The sequence below is a fragment of the Devosia sp. genome (genome assembly GCF_017744655.1).
In the GTDB taxonomy this organism is placed as follows: domain Bacteria; phylum Pseudomonadota; class Alphaproteobacteria; order Rhizobiales; family Devosiaceae; genus Devosia.
The window spans coordinates 60,537-80,833 of the sequence record NZ_JAGIAW010000005.1 but is presented as its reverse complement, the minus strand read 5'-3'; the positions used below and the strand labels follow the sequence as shown (position 1 = coordinate 80,833).

The window sequence follows — 20,297 nt, the reverse complement described above, 5'->3', positions numbered from 1 at the left end:
GCGTTTGTAAGGGGTTAGCGAGGGGTTAACCCTCGATTGTAACGGTCGTTTTTTGCATGAGGAGCGCGGCGACCGGGGCAAAGGCCGAGCGGTGGTGGCGGCTGGGGCCGTGGAGGTTCAATGCCTTCAGGTGCGCCGCGGTGCCATAGCCCTTGTGGCCGGCAAAGCCGAAATCGGGCGCGTCGCAATCCATGATGGCGCACATGCGGTCGCGCATGACCTTTGCGACGATGGAGGCGGCGGCGATGGAAACGCTGCGGCCGTCGCCACCGATCAGCGCAATGCCGGGACAGGGTAGGCCAGGGGGAATGTCGCGACCATCGACCAGCACGCAATCGGCGGTGCAGGGCAGGGCGCGGACGGCACGGGCCATGGCGGCGAGGGTGGCGCCGCGGATATTGAGATTGAGAATGTCCGAAGGAGGAGCGCTGACAATGGCGACATCGGCGACGGCGAGGATTTCCCCGAAAAGCTCCTCGCGACGTTCGGCCGTCAGCTTTTTGGAATCGTTGAGGCCGCTGGGGATGCGGTTGGGGTCGAGGCGAACGGCGGAGACGACGACGGGGCCGGCGAGGGGGCCGCGGCCGGCTTCATCGACGCCGACGACGCAGCGCGCGCCGCGGTCATAGGCCATCTGTTCGTGGCTGAAATCGGGGAAATCAGCCTCGGGCGCAAAGAGTTCGGCGGTGGATTCGACTGTGACGGTGACATTGCGCGGCATCAGCGGGCCCGGCCGAAGCCGGCCTCCATGGCGGTGCGGTCGCCAGCGAAAAAATGGTGGCCGATGCGATTGGTTTCGCCGACGAAATCGGTGAGGGCCTTGCTGCTGGCCATGGCGGTAGAAATGTCGCCGAGGATCACGAGGCGCATGGAATAGTTCTGCAGTTTCTGGATGAAGTGCCCGGCCAGCTTGTTGCTGAGGACGAAAAAGTCGGGATCGAAACGCGCGACCGGAATGGCGACAGCGTCGACTTCGAGCCCGTAAGTGGCGCCGATGACGTCAAGCGCGTCCTGCTCGGAGGCGAGCAGCGGCCCGATCTCTTCGAGCAGCATCACATTGAGGCCATTTATCTTCTCGGTCGCCAAGCCTGTCGTCCTATGGTCATTTTTCTGGGGTCACTGATATAAGAGTCTGGCCGGGGGGCAAAGACGAGAGTGTTTTTATGCGATCTATCGCACGCCTTGTTGCCCTGTTGCTGCTCACGGTTCCGGCAGCGGCCCAACCCTTCCATCATTCCTATGGCGAATGGCGTGAATATTTTCGCGATTGGCTGGCGGCTTGCCCCGACACCATCGTCGAGGATTCTCCCGACTATTATGGCTATTCTTGCTTTGCGAGCACCGGAAGCGCGGCGGTAAACAGCGCCAGCCTGCCGGTCTATAAGCTGACGCTGATCCGCAATCGGCTCGATGGGGATATCGATGTGGCCATCACTGTGGCGGCCGACGAGGGCTCTTATGACGAGAGCCGGCCGATGCGGCTGCTGTTTGCCGGGGATGGACCGGTGATGCTGGCCATGGGCGAGGAGCTGGAAACGCGGTTCAATGTCACCAATCAGTATTTTGTGGCCGATGCCGCTCTTGAGACGCAGTTGATCGAGCGGATGAAGGAGCGGGCTTCGTTAAAGCTCATCGTGCCGATGACGGGCGCGGAGCAGCCGGCCGATATCTGGTTGTCCTTGCAGGGCGTTATGGCCTCGCTCGATTTCATGGCCACCTATGCGCGCAAGGTGGAGCAATACTGATTTACGGCGGATTCGATTACGGGCGAGGTTGACGGACCGGTGAGCATGGTGTGCTTTCGCGCCGGCTCAACCAAGGATTTTCGATGACTCTTCTGCCCGGCGCCGGATTGCTCTTTGATATCGATGGAACGCTGGTCGAGAGCGATCCGCTGCATCTCGAAGCGTTTAATCGTGCTTTTGCGCCCTATGGGCACCATTTCGACCGCGAACGCTTCGGGCGCGAACTGCAGGGCCTCGCCAATGAGGCGATCGGCGCACAGTTCCTACCGCATGAGACGCCGGAGCGGCAGTGGGAAATCATGATGGAAAAGGAAGCCCTGTTCCGCTCGCTGGCGGCCGAGGGTGTCGAGCCCGTACATGGGCTTTTTGCGCTGCTCGATTGGGCCGATGCGATCGGGCTGCCGGCGGTGGCGGTGACGAATGCGCCGCGGGATAACGCAGAGCAATTGCTGGACAGTATTGGGGCGCGGCACCGGTTCAAGGGGCTGGTGATTGGGGACGAGCTGGAATTCGGCAAGCCGCATCCACTGCCTTATCTCGAGGGGCTGAGGATTCTCGGGGCTGATGCCGAGAATTGCGTGGCGTTTGAGGATTCGCGGACCGGGTTGAAGTCGGCGACGTCTGCGGGGATCGCGACGATCGGGATGGCGACGGGGCTGGAGCTGGCGCAGTTGCTGGAGGCGGGTGCAACGCTGGCGGCACGCGATTATACCGATCGGGCGATGCTGGACTTTATTGCTGAGCGCGTTGGGGCGGGCGAGGCGCTGAGCGCTTAGTTGGCGTGATTGCCAGGTTTGTCCCGACAATCCAGTCTTGCCGAGGCATGGACCACCGGGACAAGCCCGGTGGTGACGATGGGAGAGGGATGCAGGTCTAACGCAGCCCCCTCACCGACTCGGCCTTTGGCCGAGCCACCTCTACCCGAGGGGGAGAGGAATAAGAGGTGCACGCCGGACCGTTCTTCTCCCTATCGGGGAGAAGGTGCCCGAAGGGCGGATGAGGGGGATTCTAAAAGAGGCTCATCTGCTTGCTCTCCAGCGTCGGGGCGATGAAGAGGTCGTTGCGCAGGCCCGGCAGCTTGGCTTCAAGGCCATAGCGTTCGCGGGCTTTGTCGAAACGCTGGCGGAGGAGGGTGGCGTAGGGGCCTTCGCCCGTCATTCTCGTGCCGAAGCGGGAGTCATAGTCCCGCCCCCCGCGGGTGTCTCGGACCAGCGCGAGGACGTGGCGTACCCGGTCTGGGAAGTGGCGGAGGAGCCATTCGCGAAAGACGTCGCGCACTTCGCCGGGAAGGCGGAGGAGGATCATGGAGGCGGCGAGCGCGCCCTGGGCCTTGCCAGCGTCGAGGATGCGTTCGAGTTCCATGTCGTTGATGGCCGGGATCATGGGGGAAGCAAAGATGGCGGTAGGCACACCGGCCTCGCTGAGGGAGCGGATGGCTTCGAGGCGGCGCGCGGGCGAGGAGGCGCGGGGCTCCATCTTGCGGCTCAGCTTGTGGTCCATGGAGGTCACCGAAATGGCGACCTTGGCAAGGCCGAGTTTTGCGAGCTCGGTGAGCAGGTCGAGATCCCTAAGGATCAGCGCCGATTTGGTGGTGATCATCACCGGATGCCGGGTTTCGAGCATGACTTCGAGAATGCCGCGGGTGAGCTGGTGCTTGCGCTCGGAGGGCTGATAAGGGTCGGTATTGGTGCCCATGGCAATGGGTTTCGGGCGATAGGACTTTGCGCCGAGTTCGTTGCGAAGAGCCTCGACCGCATTGGTCTTGACGTAGATCTCGCGCTCGAAATCGACGCCGGCCGAATGGCCGAGATAGGCGTGGGTGGGGCGGGCATAGCAATAGGAACAGCCATGCTCGCAGCCGCGATAGGCATTGATCGAGCGCTCGAAGCCAATGTCCGGGCTGTCATTGGTGGTGATGATGCTCTTGGCACGCTCGGCATGTTCCACCGTTTCGGTCATGGGCAGGGCCTCGACGACGCCCCAGCCGTCATCGAAATTTTCGCGCGCATGGGTCTCGAAGCGCCCGGTATGGTTCGACTGGGCGCCACGACCGCGGATACGATCGGAATTGAGCAGCTCGCGCCGCGCCAGATCGGCGTCGCGGCTCTGGCTGAGACGTTCAAGCGCTTCGAAGCTGGGGGCCTGGTAAAGGGCCATGGCATATCTCCTGCTGCCTCCGCCGCGATCTGGAATCGACCTCGTCGGCACGTTCCAAATCTAGCAATCGAATGAGAACACAACAAGAACGATGTTCGAATTTTGTTCTCAAATTTTGTCGTGCATTGCAGCCTTGCGCGGATTGGGACTGGACGGAGCGGCGATGCGGGCGTAGAGAAACCGCCCCCGAAAATGGGGCGCATTAGTTAAGCATAATATTTAGCATTGACCGCCGATCCCTGCCGGGATTAGTTAAGCGCGGTCTGAACTGATGGCTGCTGACAGGCCTTGTCGCAGAGAAATTGGAAAGCGCTGTCGAACTCAGGCGATGCCGTGCGTCGCAAGGGTGTCACGCGCTTTAGTGAGGGTATGGACATGACGACAGACACAGCAACATTCGACGCGCTTGAACAAAGCGCTCCCCATCATCCTGACAATGCGGCGCGCAACCGGTTGGTCATCGGGCTTCTGCTCGTGTCCACCTTTGTGGTGTTCCTCAACGAAACCATCATGAGCGTGGCCATCCCGCACCTGATGACCGATCTCGGCGTCACGGCGAGCCTAGCGCAGTGGCTGACCACGGCATTCCTTCTGACCATGGCCGTGGTGATCCCGATCACCGGCTTCCTGCTGCAGCGCCTCAATACGCGGCCGATCTATATGATCGCCATGTCGGTCTTTACGGCCGGCACGCTGATCTGCGCGGTTTCGCCGGGTATTGAACTTCTTATTGTCGGCCGCGTCGTGCAGGCCGTCGGCACGGCCATCATGATGCCGCTGCTGATGACCACGGTCATGTCGCTGGTGCCGCCGGAAGGGCGCGGCAAGGTCATGGGCAATATCTCCATCGTCATGTCCGTGGCTCCGGCCATCGGCCCGACGATTGGCGGGTTTATCCTCGCCCATTTCGACTGGCGCTTCATGTTCTATTTCACCCTGCCCATTGCCATCCTGGCGCTGGTCATCGGTGCAAGCCGCATCCGCAATGTCTCGACGCCGCGTTATGCGCCGCTCGATGTGCTGTCGGTCATTCTCTCGGCCTTTGCCTTCGGCGGCCTCGTCTATGGCCTGTCGAGCCTGGGTGAAGGTGCGGAACATGGTTCGGCCATTCCGGCCTGGGCGCCGATTGCCATTGGCCTCGTTTCCATGGCGGCTTTCGTCTGGCGCCAGTTCGGTCTCCAGAACGAAGACAAGGCGCTGCTCGACCTGCGCACGCTGCAGCACAAGAACTATACCTTTGCCCTGATCACCATGGCCGTCGCCATGGTGGCGCTGCTCGGTAGCTCGATCCTCTTGCCGATCTACACGCAGAAGGTGCTGGGCCTTGATACGCTGCAGACCGGTATGCTGTTGCTGCCGGGTGGTCTGCTCATGGGTGTGCTGGGTCCGGTGGTTGGCCGGCTCTATGACCGCTTTGGTCCCAAGCCGCTGCTGGTGCCGGGTGTCATCGCGGTTTCGGCGGTGATGTGGGCGCTGACGCTGGTCAGCCAGCATACCCCGGTCTGGGCCGTGGTCGCCGGGCACATCGTGCTCAGCGTTGGCCTCGCTTTCACCTTCACCCCGCTCTTCACATCGTCGATGAGCTCGGTGCCGCCAAAGTTTTATTCGCATGCCAGCGCCATCCTTGGCTCCGTGCAGCAGGTGGCAGGCGCGGCGGGTATCGCGCTCTTCGTGGCGGTGATGAGCTTGCAGACGGCGGCTGGTGCAGCGGCTGGGCTCGATGCGGTCGATGCCCTGGCGGCGGGCATTCGCGGCGGGTTCCTCTGCGGCGCCATCGTGTCGCTGCTGATGATCGTCGCGGCCTTCTTCGTGAAGCGGCCCGAAGGCGGTCACGGCGGCCCGGCAATGGGTCACTGATAGGAATGAGAAAAGGCCGGGCAATGCCCGGCCTTTTTGTTTGCGTATTCCCGCCGCCCCTCGATGTCATCCCCGCGAAAGCGGGGATCTCCGTTTTGAAACAGAGGTTCCCGCTTTCGCGGGAATGACACGGTGGGAGGGGAGGCACTGGAGCTTCTAGGAGAACAGACGGCTCAAGAACTTTGACGCTTCGGCGGCACCTTCTGCCGACACCGAGTGGCCGAGGCCGGGTTGGATGAAGCTGGTTGTCGCGACGCCCAGTCCGGAAAACTTTGCTTCGGCGTTTGCCGCTTCGGCCACCGGCATCATGTGGTCTTCGGTGCCGTGAACCAGCAGCAGTTTTGAGCCTTTTGCTGGCTCCAGCGGCTCGGGTGAGGCGAGGCGGCCGGAGAAGGCGACGACGCCCGCGACCGGCCAGCGGCCGGAGGCCAGGGCGTCGAGGGCCATTATGGAACCCTGCGAGAAGCCGACCAGGGCGACGCGATCAAGGCGCCCGGCAAAGCCTTCGCGACCGATGAGGTCGGAGAGGATGGCGTCGAAGGACGGCCTTGCCGCGGCGACGCGGGCGGGGCGGTTCTCCGTGGTGACCCCGGTGATGCAGAACCACTGATGGCCGGCATTGAAACGGCCGGGGCCATCCGGGCTGACGAATTTTGTACTCGGCAGGGCCGGCGCGAGGGCGGGCACCAGACCGGCAATGTCGGCGCCGGAACTGCCGACGCCGTGGAGGAGGATAACGAGGCTGTCGCTCATGATAACTGTTCAGACCTCCCTGGTGTTGAGCGTGAGGGCGAGGCCCCACGGGTCGGTGAGCGTGTTGCTGGTGGTTCTGGCGCGGGCAGTGATGGCGTCGCGCTGTTCGTTGCTATCGAGAATGAGTTCGAAGCCGACGAGGCCGGTGGTTTTTGGGTCAATCGGGCCGGCGCCGCGGCTCGACCAGGTATTGGTGGCGAGCTGATGGTGATAGCCGCCTGCGCCATAGAAGGTGGCGCCGGGATAGTGGCAGGTGATGTCGGTGCCGAGCACGCCGGAATAGAAAGGCTCGGCGGTGGGGAGATCGCCGACCTGCAGGTGCATGTGGCCGACGATCATACCGGCGGGGGCGCCGGACCAGGCGGTGGTCTCGTCGAAACGGAGGATATCGGCGATGTCGAGCGGGTCGGAGCTCATGGGGATGAGGCCGTCTTCATGCGGCCAGTCGGCGCGGGGACGATCGACATAGACCTCGATGCCATTGCCTTCGGAGTCGTTGAGATAGAGCGCTTCGCTGACGGCGTGGTCGGAGGCTCCACCGACGGGGATGCGCTCCTTGGCGGCATAGCGCAGCCAGGCAGCAAGGTCGGTACGGCTGGGCATCAGGAAGGCTGTGTGGAAGAGGCCGGCCGAGCGGGGATTGCGCTCAACGAAATCGGCATTGCCGCGCAGTTCGAGCAGCGGCGTCTGGCCCACGCCAAGGCGCAGGGTGGAGCCGTCGCGGTCGATGACTTCAAGACCGAGCAGGTGGCGATAATAGTCGGAGACTGTGTCGAGCTGGCGCACATTGAGCGTCACCAGGCCGATCTGCATGGGGGCCGTAGCGGACATGGGCTAAGAATCCTTGGCGCGGCCTGCCCGCGCTCTCTGCCCATTTAGATGCGCCTTGGCATCGGTTCCGTAAAGCGAACGGTGCCGAACGTGTTGTTCGGCAAAACGGTAAAATCAGCGCTCGTCGAGGCGCGGCATCAGTTCCACGAGATTGCACGGCTTGTGCCGGTAATCGAGTTGCTGGGTTAAAATGCCTTCCCAGGCATCGCGGCAGGCGCCGCGCGAACCGGGGAGGCAGAAGACAAAGGTGGTGCCGACAAGGCCGGCAGTGGCGCGCGACTGCATTGAACTCGTGCCGACCGTGGTGCCCGAATATTGGTGGAAGAGCACGGAAAAGCCTTCCATGCGCTTGTCGAAGAGGGGCTCAACGGCCTCAGGGGTGACATCGCGGCCGGAAAAACCGGTGCCGCCGGTGGTGAGGACCACGTCGACCTTGGGATTGGCGACATAGGCCTGGACGGCCGCACGGATGAGCTGGATGTCGTCGCGCACGACCTGACGCTCGAAACAGGTGTGGCCATCGGCTTCGAGCAGGGATTTTAGGAGCGCCCCGCCGGTATCGGTTTCGAGCGTACGCGTATCGGAAACGGCGATGACTGCGATGGAGAGGGGCTTGAAGGCCCTATCCTCAAACCGTTCCGTCTTGAACACGCTGGGGCTCCTTGGTTTCGATCAGCTCTTCGGGGACGGCTGGCTCGTGCCGCACAATCACCTCGTCCTCGGCATCACTATCAGCCCGCGGATCGAGCACAATAGATTCGGGCGTCACCTGACGATCCATGGGCTGGAACGGTGCGCGTTCGGCGGCGTCGCGGCTCTTTCGGACGCGCATGCGCATGAAGGCAAAGCCGGCAACGGCGGCGTGGAAAATGGCGGTGATGATGAAGAGGGCCATGGGGGCGATGGTGCTCATCAGCACCGAAGCGATGGCCGGGCCGATGGCAAGGCCGACGCCGAGAATGAGCAGCATGCCGCCAGCGATCTTGGCAAAGTCGCCATCTTTCGCAAAGTCGTTCGCATGGGCCACGGCGATTGGATAGAGCGGGTTGGCGGCAAGGCCATAGAGGCCGAACAGCAGATACATCAGCCAGCCGGCGCTGGGATTGATAAGGACGATGAGAAGGCCGACCACGGCAGAAGCGGCAGCAAGGCCGATCATCACCTGACGACGGTCGATGCGATCGGACAGGCGGCCGAAGGGGATTTGCGCGACGGCGCCGGCAATGGCGGAAATGGCAAACAGCAGGGCGATGCCGGATGCGTCGAGCCCCTGTTCATAGCCATAGACCGGGGCCAGCGTGCCGAAGGAGCCATTGGCCATGCCGCAGCAGAAGGCGGCTACGGCGGCAACGGGCGAGGTTTTTATGAGCAGCCGCAGGTCGAGCTTGGCCGAGGCCAGGGGGCGCGGCTGCGGGCTCGAGGTGAGGGCTGTCGGCAGGAGAGCGCAGATGAAGCTGATGGCGCCGATGACGAAGGGCAGATAGCCGGCGGTGCCGGTGATCGACATGGCCATCTGGCCGACGGTCGAGGCGGCGAGATTGATGGTCACATAGATCGAAAAGATCGTGCCGCGGCTCTTGTTGTCGGCGACTTCATTGAGCCAGCTTTCAACGATCATGGCGGCGCCGGCAAAGCAGAAGCCGGAGAGCGCGCGCAACACGATCCAGCCGATATCGTTGATCCAGAGGAGATTGAGCAGGATCGTGATGGTGCCGATGGCGGCCATGACCGAATAGGCGCGAATATGCCCGACTTTTCGCACGATCATCGGGACCATGATGGAGCCGGCGACGAAGCCGACGGACCAGCCGGTGCCGATGAGGCCGAGCGCGAGAAGGGAAAACTCTTCCTCCGCGCCACGCACCGAGAGCAGGAGGCCTTGCAGGCCACCTCCGAACATCAACAGGGCCGAGCCAAGGAACAGGGCGTAGATTTTGATGACGGAAGCCATGGCGCTCTGGGAATAAGGGCAGCGAAACGTTGCAAATCACCGATAGGTGACCATAGCGAGACATAAAAGAAGCGATAGGGCGGAAATGGGGAGGCGGGGGAAAAAGTTGGGGTGGGGGCCGGTGTGTGCCTGTCCACCCCCTCCCGGCCTCCCCCAAGGGGGAGGTGCTGGGCCGGCGGTTTGGACTGGAACGTGCCCCAAACTCGATCTGACACCTCCCCCTTGATGGGGGAGGAAGGGAGGGGGTGACGGCGCGCTCAGTTGTGACGAGCTTAGCTCAGCCCGAGGCCATCCATCTTCATCTTGAGGCTCAGCAGATCCGCCCAGGCCTGCTGCTTGGCCGCCGGGTTGCGGAGCAAGTAGGCCGGGTGGAGCGTCGGGAGTGCGTCGACCTGATGTGTGCCGATCGCCACGTCCTGCCAGCGGCCGCGCATTTTTATAATGCCGACTGTGGTATTGAACACGGTCTGCATTGCCGGGCCGCCAAGAGTCATCACTAGCTTTGGCGCAACGAGTTCAACCTGGCGGTGGAGGAAGGGCAGGCACAGTTCCATCTCTTCGGGCGTCGGCGTGCGATTGCCGGGTGGGCGCCAGGGGACGGTGTTGACGATATAGACTTTTGAGCGGTCGAGGCCGATGGCACCAAGCATGCGGTCGAGCAATTGGCCGGATCGACCGACAAAGGGTTTTCCCTGGCGATCCTCTTCCGCGCCAGGGGCTTCGCCGATCAGCATGATCTTTGCTTCGGGATTGCCATCGGCAAAGACGAGCTGGGTGGCGCGGAATTTTAGGCTGCAGCCGTCATAGGCGTCGAGAATTTTTTGCAATTCGTCGAGCGTGCCAGCCGACGCTGCGAGTTTTCGCGCTTCCGAGGGGTCGCCGGTGATCGCGGCGGTTGCGGGCTGCGGCGGCGGGACGGGGGTAGTGGCGGCCTGGCGCAAGACTTGCGCCGGGGAAGGTGTTGGCGCTGGCTGGGCGAAACGGTCGACCGGGTCTTCACCGACAGCCAGATCCACGCCGGCGGCACGATACCAGTCCAGCACGGCAAGCAGTTCGGCCTTGTTGAGTTCTCGACCTTGAGACATGGGGCCCGTTATGTCACACCGCATTCGAGGCGACCAGTCGCCTGCCGACGTTGAGGGTTGGACTATGGCTGAAGCTGGCAATCGAGAGACGATTTCGACCGACATTCTTATTGTCGGTGCCGGTCCTTCGGGCCTTGCGGCGGCCATTCGCCTGAAACAGCGCCATCCTGAGCTCAGTGTGACAGTGGTGGAAAAGTCAGCCGAAATCGGCGGGCACATTCTTTCGGGCGCGGTGATGGACCCGGTGGGGCTCGATGCATTGCTGCCGGATTGGCGGCTCAAGGGCGCGCCGGTTGGGCCCGATGTTACGCAGGACACGTTTCACTACCTGACCGAAAAGGGCGATTTCGCGCTGCCGCACCTGCTGGTGCCGCCGCAGCTCAAGACCCCGGGGGCGGTGATCACCAGCCTTGGGCGGCTGGTGCAGTGGCTGGGCGAACAGGCGACCGAACTGGGCGTCGATATTTTTCCGATGACGGCGGCAGTGGATGCGCTGCGCTCGGGCGATGGCCCGGTGCGTGGTGTGATCACCGGCGATCTCGGTCGCGATGCCGAGGGCAATCCGAAATCGGGCTTTGCCGAGGGGATTGCGCTGGAAGCCAAGTATACGCTGATCGCGGAGGGCGCGCGCGGGTCTCTGGCGAAGCAGATCATCGGCGATTTCGAGCTTGGCCGTGAGCCGCAGAAATATGGTCTCGGCATCAAGGAAGTCTGGGAGATTCCGGCCGAAAAGCACCATGCGGGGCAGGTGGATCACTATCTCGGTTTCCCGCTCGACAACTCGACGGCGGGTGGTGGCTTTGTCTATCACGCCGAGGACAGAAAACTCTATGTCGGGATCGTCACCTATCTCGATTATGCCGATCCGACCCTGTCGCCCTTCGACGAATTCCAGCGCTTCAAGGCGCATCCTTCGGTCGCAAAGCTGCTCGAAGGCGGGTCGCGCGTGAGCTATGGCGCGAGGGCGGTGACGGCGGGTGGCTGGCAGTCGGTGCCGAGCCTAGCTTTTCCGGGCGGTGGCCTGATCGGCTGTTCGGCCGGCTTCATGAATGCGCCGCGGCTGAAGGCCATTCATAACGCTATTCTCTCGGGCATTGGTGCGGCCGATGCTGTGGGGGCAGCGGTTGTCGCCGGGCGGAAGCATGATCTGGTTGAGGATTTTGCCCAGAGTGTACTGCGTACCGGCATTGAGAAGGAATTGAAGGGCGTAGCCAATGCCAAGCCGCTCTGGTCGCGGCTGGGGACAATTGTGGGTTCGCTCGCTATTGGTGCGGACCTTTGGTTTTCAGCGATTGTCGGGCGCTCGCTGCTCAACCTGCGCTCGCACGGCGCGCCGGATTTCGCCAAGTTGAAAAAGCGCGCCGAGGTAAAGGGGAAAACCTATGCGCGGCCCGACGGCAAGCTGACTTTTGACCGGGCTTCCTCGGTCTTCCTCGCCAATCTGGCGCATGACGAGGATCAGCCGGTTCATCTCAAGCTGAAAGACCCGACGATCCCGGTGCGCGAAAACCTGCCGCTTTATGGTGAGCCGGCGCCGCTCTATTGCCCCGCGGGCGTCTATGAAATGGCCAGCGAAAACGGTGAGCCGGTGTTCCGCATCCACGCGGCCAACTGCGTTCATTGCAAGACCTGCGATATCAAGGACCCGGCCCAGAACATCACCTGGGTGCCGCCAGAGGGCGGCAGCGGGCCCAATTACAGCGGAATGTGACCGGGCATAACCCGCGCCACCTTGCGACGCAGTCGCAAAACGGACAATCTTTACGGCCAAAGCGTGCCCTTGGCGGCATATGGAGAATTCTGCACGTGACCTTGCTTTCGAACCGACTGGCCCGGCCCATTCTGGCGACGATTCTCGCACTGGCCCTGGTGCCGGCGGCTTCGGCCCAGAGCAGCGCTTCGAACCTGCTCGACATGTTGCAACTGTTCCGCCCGAGCGCCACCGGCTCTTATCTCGCCGGACGGCAAGCCCTCGAGGAATTGAGGACCGACGAGGCCGCCCGCTATTTCAACGAAGCCGCGCAGGGCGACTGGGACAATCCGGTGCTGGTCGAGCGTTCCTTCATTGCCTTTGCCGCCAATGGCCAGATCGGGCAATCGGCCCAGGTCGCCAAGCGGCTGATGGAACTCGTGGGGCAGAACGAGCTTGCCGAACTGGTCGTTGCCACCGAGGCGCTCAAGGAGCGCCGTTATGGCGCCGCCGGCAGCGCGCTCGAAACCATCGGTCAGGACACATTTACCGGTATTACGGCGGGCGTTTTGCGCGCTTGGGCACTGGTGGGTGACAAGCGTTATGACGAAGCGGACGCGATCCTCACCAAGCTCGGCGATACCGGGCTTGAAGATTTCCTGGTGTTCCACCGCGCGCTGATGGCCGAAGTTGCCGGCAAGAAGGATAAGGCGCTGGAGCTTGCCGCCCAAGCCTTTGAGAACGAGCCCTATGTGGCGCGCATGGTTGAAGTCTATTCGCGCATGTTGGCCAATGAAGGTCGCTTTGACGAGGCGGCCGAGGTGATCGCCAGCTTTGAGGACCAGGGGCTGACCCATCCGCTGGTGACCGTGGTCAAGGAGGCGGTGGAGGCCAAGCGCCGTCCGGGCGTTTTCGCCACCAACGTGCAGCTCGGCGCCGCCGAAATGTTCCATGGTATCGGCGTTGCCTTGTCGCGCGATGGCAGCAAGGACCTGGCATTGGTCTTCCTGCGCCTTGGCCACTATCTCGACCCCAATTCCGATGTGATCGGTTTGGCCGCCGGTCTGCTGCTGGACTCCGAGGGCCAGCACGATGCTGCCAATGAGATTTACGACGCGGTGGCTTCCTCTTCGCCGATGAAGCCCACGGCTGTTGTGCGCGTCGCGCAAAATCTCGATGCGATGGGCGATCGCGCCGAAGCGCTGCGCCGGCTGCGCAATATTGTGGCGACGCGCCCCGGCGATCTCGACGCCGTTTCCGTGCTGGGCGACCTCCTGCGCTATGACGAGCAATATGAGGATGCCGCAGACGCCTATACCAAGGCGCTGGAGATCACCGGGGGCGAGTCGCCGGCCGATTGGCGCTTCTACTATGTCCGCGGCATTGCCAATGAGCGCGCCAAGCACTGGCCACAGGCCGAGGCCGATTTCCTCAAGGCGCTGGATCTCAATCCGGACCAGCCCTCGGTTCTCAACTACCTCGGCTATTCCTGGATCGACATGGACATGAACCTCGATGAGGCTCTGGGCATGATCGAGAAGGCCGTCGAGGCACAGCCGCAGGATGGCTATGTCGTCGATTCGCTTGGCTGGGCTTTTTACAAGCTCGGCCGCATCAACGAGGCGGTCGAGACGCTGGAACGCGCCGTGATGCTGCGGCCCAATGATGCCGAGATCAACGATCACCTTGGCGATGCCTATTGGAAGGCCGGACGTCGGCTCGAAGCCCAGTTCCAGTGGAAGGTCGCCAAGTCGGTGGACGAGGTCGGCAACGTGGCCGAACGCGTCGGCCCGAAACTTGTCGATGGCCTGACCCCCGCAACCGCGACGGAATAGTCCGCCAGCATGACGGAAACTTTTGTCGAGGCAGCGCCGGCCAAGATCAACCTGGCGCTGCATGTCACGCGTCGACGTGAGGACGGCTATCATGACCTCGAAAGCCTGATCGTCTTCGCCGATGTAGCGGACGAACTGGAGGCGGTCGAGGCGGCGGCGGATAGTCTCGAAATTTCCGGGCCTTTTGCTGCGGCGCTGGGGACGGGCGGCACCAATCTCGTAATGCGGGCTGTTGGTGCCTTTCGTCAGCGCTGGCCGGGCCTCGTGCCCGATGGCGTTGCCATGCATCTCGTAAAGCGCCTGCCTGTGGCCGCCGGTATTGGCGGTGGTTCGGCTGATGCGGCGGCGGCACTGCGCATTCTGGTGCGGATGGCGAGTGAGCCGGTGCCATTTGCCGATCTCGCGGATCTGGCAGCCAAGCTTGGCGCCGATGTTCCGGCCTGCCTCTTGAGCCGGCCGCTGGTGGCGCGGGGCGTGGGCGAGATTCTTTCGCCTCTGTCGGATTTTCCCACCACGCATATCGTGCTGGTCAATCCGCTGGTGCCGGTGGCGACGGCGGATGTGTTCCGGCGCCTGCGCGCTCATGACAATTATCCGCTGCCGGCTCTGCCCGAGCCGCTGACGCGGCCAGCGCAGCTCGGCCTGTGGCTGGCCGAAACGCGCAACGACTTGCAACCGCCGGCCGTAAAGCTCGTGCCGGAGATCGGCTATATCGTCGATGATCTGGCGCAGACGCAGGGCTGCATCCTGTCGCGCATGTCGGGCTCAGGCGCGACGGTGTTCGGGCTGTTTGGCTCCGAGGGCCAAGCGTACCAGGCCGCGCAGGTCATGCGCGAGCGTAATCCCGATCATTGGGTCGCCGCAGCGCCGCTGATCGTTCCGTGACCTGAGAAAAGCACACCCAGTGTCGTCGTCATTGCCGGGCTTGTCCCGGCAATCCATCTTGCCGCACGCATGGACCACCGGGACAAGCCCGGCGGTGACGAAAGAGAGGGATTTCGGAGGTTCTTGCCTTACGAGGCGCGGCTGACGCTGTGGAGGACGACTTCGCCGAGGAGCGTCTTCATTTCGCTCTCCGGCAGGTCGGCCAGTGCGTCGACGGCCGCCGCCGCATGGGCGCGGGCCTTTTCGAGCGTGCGGGCCAGGGTGTTGTGGCGATTGAAGATCGCGACGACCTGGCTGACTTCGAGTTCGGATGCATCGACCTTGCCGAGGGCGCCGGCGATGATGGTGCGTTCGGCTTCGCTGCCTTCGGCGAGTGCAAGGATGACCGGCAGGGTCATCTTGCCCTCGCGCAGATCGTCGCCGACATTCTTGCCCAAGGCGCCAGACTGCCCACCATAATCGAGGGCGTCGTCGACGAGCTGGAAGGCATTGCCCAGTTCAAGGCCATATTGGGCGAGAGCCGTGCGGCCGGCTTCGTCGGCGCCACCAGAAATGGCACCCACTTCGCAAGCGGCCTTGAAGAGCACGGCGGTCTTGGCGCGGATCACTTCGGCATAGTCGGCTTCGGTGGTGGTGAGGTCGCCGGTCTTGGCGAGCTGGAACACTTCGCCTTCGGCCATGACGGCAGAGGCGGCCGAAAGCACGCCCAGTGCCTGGATGTCGCCCGTTTCGACCATCATCATGAAGGCCTGGCCGAGGAGAAAGTCGCCCACGAGGATAGAGGCCTTGTTGCCCCAGACCATGCGGGCAGCGGGCTTGCCGCGGCGCATGTCGCTCTCGTCGACGACATCGTCGTGCAAGAGGGTGGCGTTGTGCATGAATTCGACGGCGGCGGCGAAATTGACTTCGTTGCCTTTGCCCTCGCCGAACAGCATGGCCGCGGCGACGGTCAGCATGGGGCGCAGGCGCTTGCCGCCGCTTTCAATGAGATAGCGAGCCAGTTCAGGGACCATGTCGACATGCGATTCCGCACGGCTCAGGATCAGTGTATTGACCTTCGCCATCTCGTCGGCGGTCGCCGCAAGCAGTTTGTCGACCGGATTGCCTGTCGGCACGTTTTTCTTCTGGGTCAGAACTGAGACCGCCATTACCGTCCTCGTTTGCCACCGGCGGCAAATCGGTTGAGCCCGCCATATCAGCGCATGTAAACTCGCGCAGAACCAGCTTTCAGGGTGCGATGTCCCTAGACCAGCCGACTGACTTTGTAAAACACCAAACCACAACGCGCGATGCCTTTTTGGCAGGCCGGATCACTCTGTCGCAACCCCGCAACGGGTTTCGGGCTGGGTCCGACAGCGTTCTGTTGGGAGCCGCCGTGCGGGCAGGGACTAAAACCCTGCTCGATCTTGGCGCCGGCGTCGGCACGGCCTCGCTTGCGGCTTTGGCTCTGGAGCGGGCAGAAACGGCGACGCTCCTGGAGCGGCACCCGGAAACGCTGGATCTGGCGCGTCAGAATATCATCGATAACGGTTTCGAAGCCCGCGCCGAGGTGCTGGCTCTCGACATTCTCGACCGCGCAGCCGCGCGGGCTGCGGCGGGGCTGAAGAGCAATCACTTCGAAGCGGTCATCGCCAACCCGCCCTATTTCGACGCGGTTCAGGGCACGTTGGCGCCGGAGGCCAGCAAGGCCGATGCGCGGCACATGGCCGAGGACAGTCTGGATGCCTGGGTCCGCTGTGCGGCGGGCTGCGCTGCCGGAGATGGCGTTTTCACCATCATCTATCCGGCAAGGGGCATGGTGTCGCTCCTAACCGCGCTCGCCCCCCGATTCGGTGCGCTCACCATCCTGCCGATTTCCCCCCGCCCTGGCGAAAACGTGACGCGTCTCCTCGTGCGGGGCGTGAAGGGCTCGCGGGTACCGCTGACGCTGCTGGCGAGCCGCGCACTTCATGGTGCCACAGGGCGCGAATATGCGCCCGAATTCGAGGCCGTTTTTCGCGGGCAGGCCGTGCTCGACTGGTAATCCGCTTGCACCATGCCTAAATCACTGGAAAATCAAGGAGAGGACATGGCTGGAACACAAGCCCGCAAGCCAAACTGGTTCGTTCGTCTGTTTCGCCGTCCCACCACCATTCCGGTCGTGCGCCTCCACGGCGTCATCGCTGCCGAGCAGCGCCCCGGCCGGCTCAATATTGAATCCGTCGAACCGCTGCTGAAGCGTGCTTTCGACATGCGCGCGGCGCCGGCCGTGGCCATCGTCATCAATTCGCCCGGTGGCTCGCCGGTGCAGAGCCGGCTGATTTCCAATCGTATTCGGCAACTGGCCGACGAGACGGGGAAGCCTGTTCTGGTTTTCGTTGAGGATGCGGCGGCCTCGGGCGGCTATTTCATTGCGGTGGCGGGTGACGAGATCATCGTCGATCCCTCGTCGATTGTCGGCTCCATCGGCGTCATTATGGCGACGTTCGGCTTTGTCGGGGCTTTGGAAAAGCTCGGCGTCGAGCGGCGTGTGCACACGGCGGGCCGGAACAAGTCGACGCTCGATCCCTTCCTGCCGGAAAAGGCCGAAGACGTCGAACGCATCAAGCGCTTCGAACTCGATATCCATCAGGTCTTCATCGACCATGTGAAGCGTCACCGCGCCGGCAAGCTCAAGGCCGAGGACGATGTGCTGTTTACCGGCGAATGGTGGCCGGGGCTGCGCGGGGTCGAACTGGGGCTGGTCGACAGTATCGGCGAACTGCATTCGACGCTGCGCGAGCGCTATGGCCGCGACATTGTCCTGAAACCCATTGCGGCGAAAAGGCCCTTCCTTGCGCTGCCGCGTCTCGGCTTTTCGGCTCAGGGCGTGGTAGATGATGTGACGACCACCATTGATGATCGCGCGCTCTGGGCGCGCCTGGGCCTCTAGATCATGTTGCTGCGTATCCTGATATTTACCGTACTGGCGTTAATGGTCTACTTCGGAATTCGCCGCATCTGGAAGGACTGGTCGCAAAAGTTCGACAGCGACGCCAGGGAAGAAAAGCGCCTGCGCCACGAACGCGATCTGGCCGAACGCCAGCGACCCGATGTGATCGATCTCAAGCGCGGCGATGACGGGACGTTCAGGCCCGGCGGACGGAATGACGACAAGCGCGGCTGATTTGCCCGCAGCCCGTTGACCGGAAAGGGGCGGGCGAATACGTTCCGCCCGCTCTTTCCTGCCGGACCTATTGCCCCGATGACCAATCGCCCCGCTCACATGGACCCGAAGAATTCCTTCCAGGGTCTGATCCTGACGCTCCAGAATTTCTGGGCCGAGCAGGGTTGTGTCATTCTCCAGCCCTATGACATGCAGATGGGCGCCGGTACCTTCCACACCGCGACGACCCTGCGCGCGCTGGGACCGAAGGCTTGGAAGGCCGCCTATGTGCAGCCTTCGCGCCGTCCCAAGGACGGGCGCTATGGCGAGAACCCCAACCGGCTCCAGCACTATTATCAGTTCCAAGTGATCCTGAAGCCTTCGCCGGACAATATCCAGCAGCTCTATCTCGACTCGCTGGCAGCTATCGGGCTTGACGCGTCGGTGCACGACATCCGCTTCGTGGAAGACGACTGGGAAAGCCCGACGCTGGGCGCCTGGGGCCTTGGCTGGGAATGCTGGTGCGACGGCATGGAAGTCAGCCAGTTCACCTATTTCCAGCAGGTGGCGGGTTTTGAGTGCTCGCCGGTGCCAGGCGAAATCACCTATGGGCTCGAACGCCTCGCCATGTATGTGCAGGGCGTCGAAAATGTCTACGACCTTAATTTCAACGGCCGCGAAGGCGACGACAAGGTCACCTATGGGGATGTGTTCCTGCAGAACGAGCAGGAGTCCTCGAAGTACAATTTTGAGGCGGCGGATACCGAAATTCTCTTCCGCCACTTCGAGGACGCGGAAAAGGAATGCCGCGCCATCCTCGCCAAGGGCGCCGAAGGCAATCGCCAGACCATGGCCATTCCGGCCTATGAACAGGTCGTCAAGGCATCGCATAATTTCAACATGCTCGATGCACGCGGCGTGATCTCGGTCACCGAGCGGCAGAGCTATATCCTGCGCATTCGCGAACTGGCCAAATCCTGCGGCGAAGCATGGCTGCAGACGGCGGGCGGCGGCGCGGAATAATCCGCGCCTCTACATCGCAGTAGGGCGCCCGCCCTCGTGGTTCGAGGCTTTGCAAAAGCAAAGCGCCTCACCATGAGGGCTACAAGGCGCCCGGCCTGGATCAGGCGATTGCCGGCGCCAGCACCGACACCACAGTCAGCTTGTGGCGCTTGTCGGCGCGGTCGCGCCAGGTGATCGACTGGCCGGCCTTGAGGCCGACAAGAGCCGTGCCGATGGGCGTCATCACCGAAATGCGGCCGGCCTCGATGTCGGCATCGGCCGGATAGACCAGCGTGACGGTCTGTTCCTTGTCGGCATTGGTGACATAGGTGATCGACGAGCCCATGCGGACAATGCCCTCGGGCAGCTTGTCATCGGCAACCACCTTGGCGCGCTCAAGCTCTTCGAGGAGCCGGTCGGCGAGATCGGGCAGGCGCTCGAGGCTGGCCAGGGCGAGGGAATTGAGCTTGGTGTGATCGGCGCGGCCAAGGGTGATGGCGGGCGCAAGGTCCCTGCGAATATCGTTCATTTAGAAAATCCTAATGGGCTCCGGCCGCAACAATGCGCGGCGTCCGAAGTGGTCTTGAATGAGGGGAATTGGGAGCCGGGTGGCGAAAGTGCCTGAACCCTAAGCAGGCTCCGGCGCGCGCATGCCTAGGGATTCTATCCTGCGAGCAGGACGGTGCAGCAATGACTTGGGCGCGAACTATTCATGGACCTAAAGCTAGGGATTGCGTCGGGGAAGTCAAGCCCGACCCCTGGCCGCCCATTGCAAGGTTTTCAGCAAACTGCCAGTGTCCCGCACGAATGCTTTGAGGGACGCGCCTATGGAATGGGTCATTCTTGCGCTGGTGGTCGTTGCCGCTGGCTATGCGATCACCATCTACAACGGCTTGGTGAAAAATCGACAGATGGTCGAGGAGGGCTGGTCGGGCATCGATGTGCAGTTGAAGCGCCGCACCGATCTCATCCCCAATCTCATGGAAACGGTGAAGGGCTATATGAGCCATGAGCGCGAGACGCTCGAGGCTGTCACCAATGCCCGCGCCGCCGCGACTGCCGCGGCCAATGGCACTCCCGAACAGCGTGCCGCGGCCGAGGGGCAATTGACCTCCGCCCTGGGGCGTTTGATTGCGACGGCCGAGGCCTATCCCGACCTCAAGGCGAACACCAATTTCCTGGAATTTCAGGAAGCGTTGCAGACAGTGGAAGACGAAATCCAGATGTCGCGCCGCTACTACAATGGCGCGGTGCGCAACCTGAATATCCAGGTCGAATCCTTCCCCTCGAACCTGATCGCCAATGCTTTCAAGTTCATCAAGGCGCAGTATTTCGAGCTTGAGAACGAGGCCGACCGCCAGGTTCCGAACGTAAAGTTCTAA

General features: G+C 62.7%; 21 protein-coding genes. 11 read left to right on the top strand and 10 right to left on the bottom strand.

The window, feature by feature from the left end; translation table 11 throughout:
• Positions 1–25: 25 nt before the first annotated feature.
• Both J7557_RS11220 and J7557_RS11215 read right to left on the bottom strand, forming a co-directional pair.
• The gene (locus J7557_RS11220) at positions 26–634 is read right to left on the bottom strand and encodes a ribonuclease HII (protein ID WP_291420363.1); all 609 of its coding nucleotides are present in this window, start codon (positions 632–634) and stop codon (positions 26–28) included.
• Positions 635–720: 86 nt separating this feature from the next.
• Complete coding sequence (locus J7557_RS11215) at positions 721–1,086, bottom strand: DUF4180 domain-containing protein (RefSeq protein WP_291420152.1); 366 nt, start codon at positions 1,084–1,086, stop codon at positions 721–723.
• A 77-nt stretch (positions 1,087–1,163) separates the two neighbouring features.
• Between J7557_RS11215 and J7557_RS11210 the strand changes: the two genes are divergently transcribed.
• Both J7557_RS11210 and J7557_RS11205 read left to right on the top strand, forming a co-directional pair.
• Positions 1,164–1,745, top strand: coding sequence for a hypothetical protein (locus J7557_RS11210; RefSeq protein WP_291420151.1), 582 nt, complete (start codon positions 1,164–1,166; stop codon positions 1,743–1,745).
• 83 nt (positions 1,746–1,828) lie between these two features.
• On the top strand, positions 1,829–2,521 hold the full coding sequence (locus tag J7557_RS11205) for an HAD family phosphatase (RefSeq protein WP_291420150.1): 693 nt from the start codon (positions 1,829–1,831) through the stop codon (positions 2,519–2,521).
• A gap of 232 nt (positions 2,522–2,753) precedes the next feature.
• Here the strand turns inward: J7557_RS11205 and J7557_RS11200 are convergent, their stop codons facing one another.
• Entirely contained in the window at positions 2,754–3,902 is a 1,149-nt protein-coding gene (locus J7557_RS11200) for a PA0069 family radical SAM protein (protein WP_291420149.1), read from the bottom strand.
• A gap of 375 nt (positions 3,903–4,277) precedes the next feature.
• Between J7557_RS11200 and J7557_RS11195 the strand changes: the two genes are divergently transcribed.
• On the top strand, positions 4,278–5,759 hold the full coding sequence (locus J7557_RS11195) for an MDR family MFS transporter (RefSeq protein ID WP_291420148.1): 1,482 nt from the start codon (positions 4,278–4,280) through the stop codon (positions 5,757–5,759).
• A 156-nt stretch (positions 5,760–5,915) separates the two neighbouring features.
• On the opposite strand, the gene J7557_RS11190 is transcribed toward J7557_RS11195, so the two are convergent.
• From J7557_RS11190 to J7557_RS11170, 5 genes are all read right to left on the bottom strand, one after another.
• Positions 5,916–6,512, bottom strand: a complete 597-nt coding sequence (locus J7557_RS11190) for a dienelactone hydrolase family protein (protein ID WP_291420147.1) — start codon at positions 6,510–6,512, stop codon at positions 5,916–5,918.
• A 9-nt stretch (positions 6,513–6,521) separates the two neighbouring features.
• Complete coding sequence (locus J7557_RS11185) at positions 6,522–7,343, bottom strand: VOC family protein (protein WP_291420146.1); 822 nt, start codon at positions 7,341–7,343, stop codon at positions 6,522–6,524.
• Between the two features lie 114 nt (positions 7,344–7,457).
• Complete coding sequence (moaB, locus tag J7557_RS11180) at positions 7,458–7,994, bottom strand: molybdenum cofactor biosynthesis protein B (RefSeq protein WP_291420145.1); 537 nt, start codon at positions 7,992–7,994, stop codon at positions 7,458–7,460.
• Positions 7,972–9,294, bottom strand: coding sequence for an MFS transporter (locus tag J7557_RS11175; protein WP_291420144.1), 1,323 nt, complete (start codon positions 9,292–9,294; stop codon positions 7,972–7,974). The genes moaB and J7557_RS11175 overlap by 23 nt, the downstream gene beginning before the upstream one ends.
• Positions 9,295–9,566: 272 nt before the next feature.
• Positions 9,567–10,379 carry a uracil-DNA glycosylase gene (locus J7557_RS11170; protein ID WP_291420143.1) on the bottom strand — a complete coding sequence of 271 codons (813 nt, stop codon included), beginning with the start codon at positions 10,377–10,379 and terminating at the stop codon, positions 9,567–9,569.
• Positions 10,380–10,389: 10 nt separating this feature from the next.
• Here J7557_RS11170 and J7557_RS11165 point away from each other — a divergent pair, with 10 nt between their 5' ends.
• The 3 genes from J7557_RS11165 (at position 10,390) to J7557_RS11155 (ending at position 14,789) form a co-directional block, all read left to right on the top strand.
• Positions 10,390–12,090, top strand: a complete 1,701-nt coding sequence (locus J7557_RS11165; protein ID WP_367272886.1) for a 4Fe-4S dicluster domain-containing protein — start codon at positions 10,390–10,392, stop codon at positions 12,088–12,090.
• A gap of 95 nt (positions 12,091–12,185) precedes the next feature.
• Positions 12,186–13,904, top strand: coding sequence for a tetratricopeptide repeat protein (locus tag J7557_RS11160; RefSeq protein ID WP_291420142.1), 1,719 nt, complete (start codon positions 12,186–12,188; stop codon positions 13,902–13,904).
• A gap of 9 nt (positions 13,905–13,913) precedes the next feature.
• The gene (locus tag J7557_RS11155) at positions 13,914–14,789 is read left to right on the top strand and encodes a 4-(cytidine 5'-diphospho)-2-C-methyl-D-erythritol kinase (protein ID WP_291420141.1); all 876 of its coding nucleotides are present in this window, start codon (positions 13,914–13,916) and stop codon (positions 14,787–14,789) included.
• A gap of 128 nt (positions 14,790–14,917) precedes the next feature.
• Here J7557_RS11155 and J7557_RS11150 read toward each other — a convergent pair whose 3' ends face one another.
• The gene (locus J7557_RS11150; protein WP_291420140.1) at positions 14,918–15,937 is read right to left on the bottom strand and encodes a polyprenyl synthetase family protein; all 1,020 of its coding nucleotides are present in this window, start codon (positions 15,935–15,937) and stop codon (positions 14,918–14,920) included.
• A gap of 227 nt (positions 15,938–16,164) precedes the next feature.
• Here J7557_RS11150 and J7557_RS11145 point away from each other — a divergent pair, with 227 nt between their 5' ends.
• From J7557_RS11145 to J7557_RS11130, 4 genes are all read left to right on the top strand, one after another.
• Positions 16,165–16,812 carry a methyltransferase gene (locus tag J7557_RS11145; protein ID WP_291420139.1) on the top strand — a complete coding sequence of 216 codons (648 nt, stop codon included), beginning with the start codon at positions 16,165–16,167 and terminating at the stop codon, positions 16,810–16,812.
• 45 nt (positions 16,813–16,857) lie between these two features.
• Positions 16,858–17,700, top strand: coding sequence for a S49 family peptidase (locus tag J7557_RS11140; RefSeq protein WP_291420138.1), 843 nt, complete (start codon positions 16,858–16,860; stop codon positions 17,698–17,700).
• A 3-nt stretch (positions 17,701–17,703) separates the two neighbouring features.
• A complete protein-coding gene (locus tag J7557_RS11135) occupies positions 17,704–17,934 on the top strand; it encodes a hypothetical protein (RefSeq protein WP_291420137.1) in 231 nt (76 codons plus the stop codon).
• 99 nt (positions 17,935–18,033) lie between these two features.
• Entirely contained in the window at positions 18,034–18,936 is a 903-nt protein-coding gene (locus J7557_RS11130) for a glycine--tRNA ligase subunit alpha (protein ID WP_291420361.1), read from the top strand.
• Between the two features lie 100 nt (positions 18,937–19,036).
• On the opposite strand, the gene rnk is transcribed toward J7557_RS11130, so the two are convergent.
• A complete protein-coding gene (rnk, locus tag J7557_RS11125; protein WP_291420136.1) occupies positions 19,037–19,444 on the bottom strand; it encodes a nucleoside diphosphate kinase regulator in 408 nt (135 codons plus the stop codon).
• A 298-nt stretch (positions 19,445–19,742) separates the two neighbouring features.
• Here rnk and J7557_RS11120 point away from each other — a divergent pair, with 298 nt between their 5' ends.
• Complete coding sequence (locus J7557_RS11120; RefSeq protein WP_291420135.1) at positions 19,743–20,297, top strand: LemA family protein; 555 nt, start codon at positions 19,743–19,745, stop codon at positions 20,295–20,297.

Excerpts from the sequence above, each read along its gene's own strand:
- J7557_RS11165 (WP_367272886.1), top strand. The coding sequence starts at position 10,390 with ATGTCACACCGCATTCGAGGCGACCAGTCGCCTGCCGACGTTGAGGGT.
- J7557_RS11130 (WP_291420361.1), top strand. The coding sequence starts at position 18,034 with ATGGACCCGAAGAATTCCTTCCAGGGTCTGATCCTGACGCTCCAGAAT.
- J7557_RS11200 (WP_291420149.1), bottom strand. The coding sequence starts at position 3,902 with ATGGCCCTTTACCAGGCCCCCAGCTTCGAAGCGCTTGAACGTCTCAGC.
- J7557_RS11210 (WP_291420151.1), top strand. The coding sequence starts at position 1,164 with ATGCGATCTATCGCACGCCTTGTTGCCCTGTTGCTGCTCACGGTTCCG.
- rnk (WP_291420136.1), bottom strand. The coding sequence starts at position 19,444 with ATGAACGATATTCGCAGGGACCTTGCGCCCGCCATCACCCTTGGCCGC.
- J7557_RS11220 (WP_291420363.1), bottom strand. The coding sequence starts at position 634 with ATGGCCTATGACCGCGGCGCGCGCTGCGTCGTCGGCGTCGATGAAGCC.
- J7557_RS11155 (WP_291420141.1), top strand. The coding sequence starts at position 13,914 with ATGACGGAAACTTTTGTCGAGGCAGCGCCGGCCAAGATCAACCTGGCG.
- J7557_RS11205 (WP_291420150.1), top strand. The coding sequence starts at position 1,829 with ATGACTCTTCTGCCCGGCGCCGGATTGCTCTTTGATATCGATGGAACG.
- J7557_RS11140 (WP_291420138.1), top strand. The coding sequence starts at position 16,858 with ATGGCTGGAACACAAGCCCGCAAGCCAAACTGGTTCGTTCGTCTGTTT.
- J7557_RS11120 (WP_291420135.1), top strand. The coding sequence starts at position 19,743 with ATGGAATGGGTCATTCTTGCGCTGGTGGTCGTTGCCGCTGGCTATGCG.
- J7557_RS11135 (WP_291420137.1), top strand. The coding sequence starts at position 17,704 with ATGTTGCTGCGTATCCTGATATTTACCGTACTGGCGTTAATGGTCTAC.
- J7557_RS11185 (WP_291420146.1), bottom strand. The coding sequence starts at position 7,343 with ATGTCCGCTACGGCCCCCATGCAGATCGGCCTGGTGACGCTCAATGTG.
- J7557_RS11150 (WP_291420140.1), bottom strand. The coding sequence starts at position 15,937 with ATGGCGGTCTCAGTTCTGACCCAGAAGAAAAACGTGCCGACAGGCAAT.
- J7557_RS11190 (WP_291420147.1), bottom strand. The coding sequence starts at position 6,512 with ATGAGCGACAGCCTCGTTATCCTCCTCCACGGCGTCGGCAGTTCCGGC.
- J7557_RS11175 (WP_291420144.1), bottom strand. The coding sequence starts at position 9,294 with ATGGCTTCCGTCATCAAAATCTACGCCCTGTTCCTTGGCTCGGCCCTG.
- J7557_RS11195 (WP_291420148.1), top strand. The coding sequence starts at position 4,278 with ATGACGACAGACACAGCAACATTCGACGCGCTTGAACAAAGCGCTCCC.
- J7557_RS11170 (WP_291420143.1), bottom strand. The coding sequence starts at position 10,379 with ATGTCTCAAGGTCGAGAACTCAACAAGGCCGAACTGCTTGCCGTGCTG.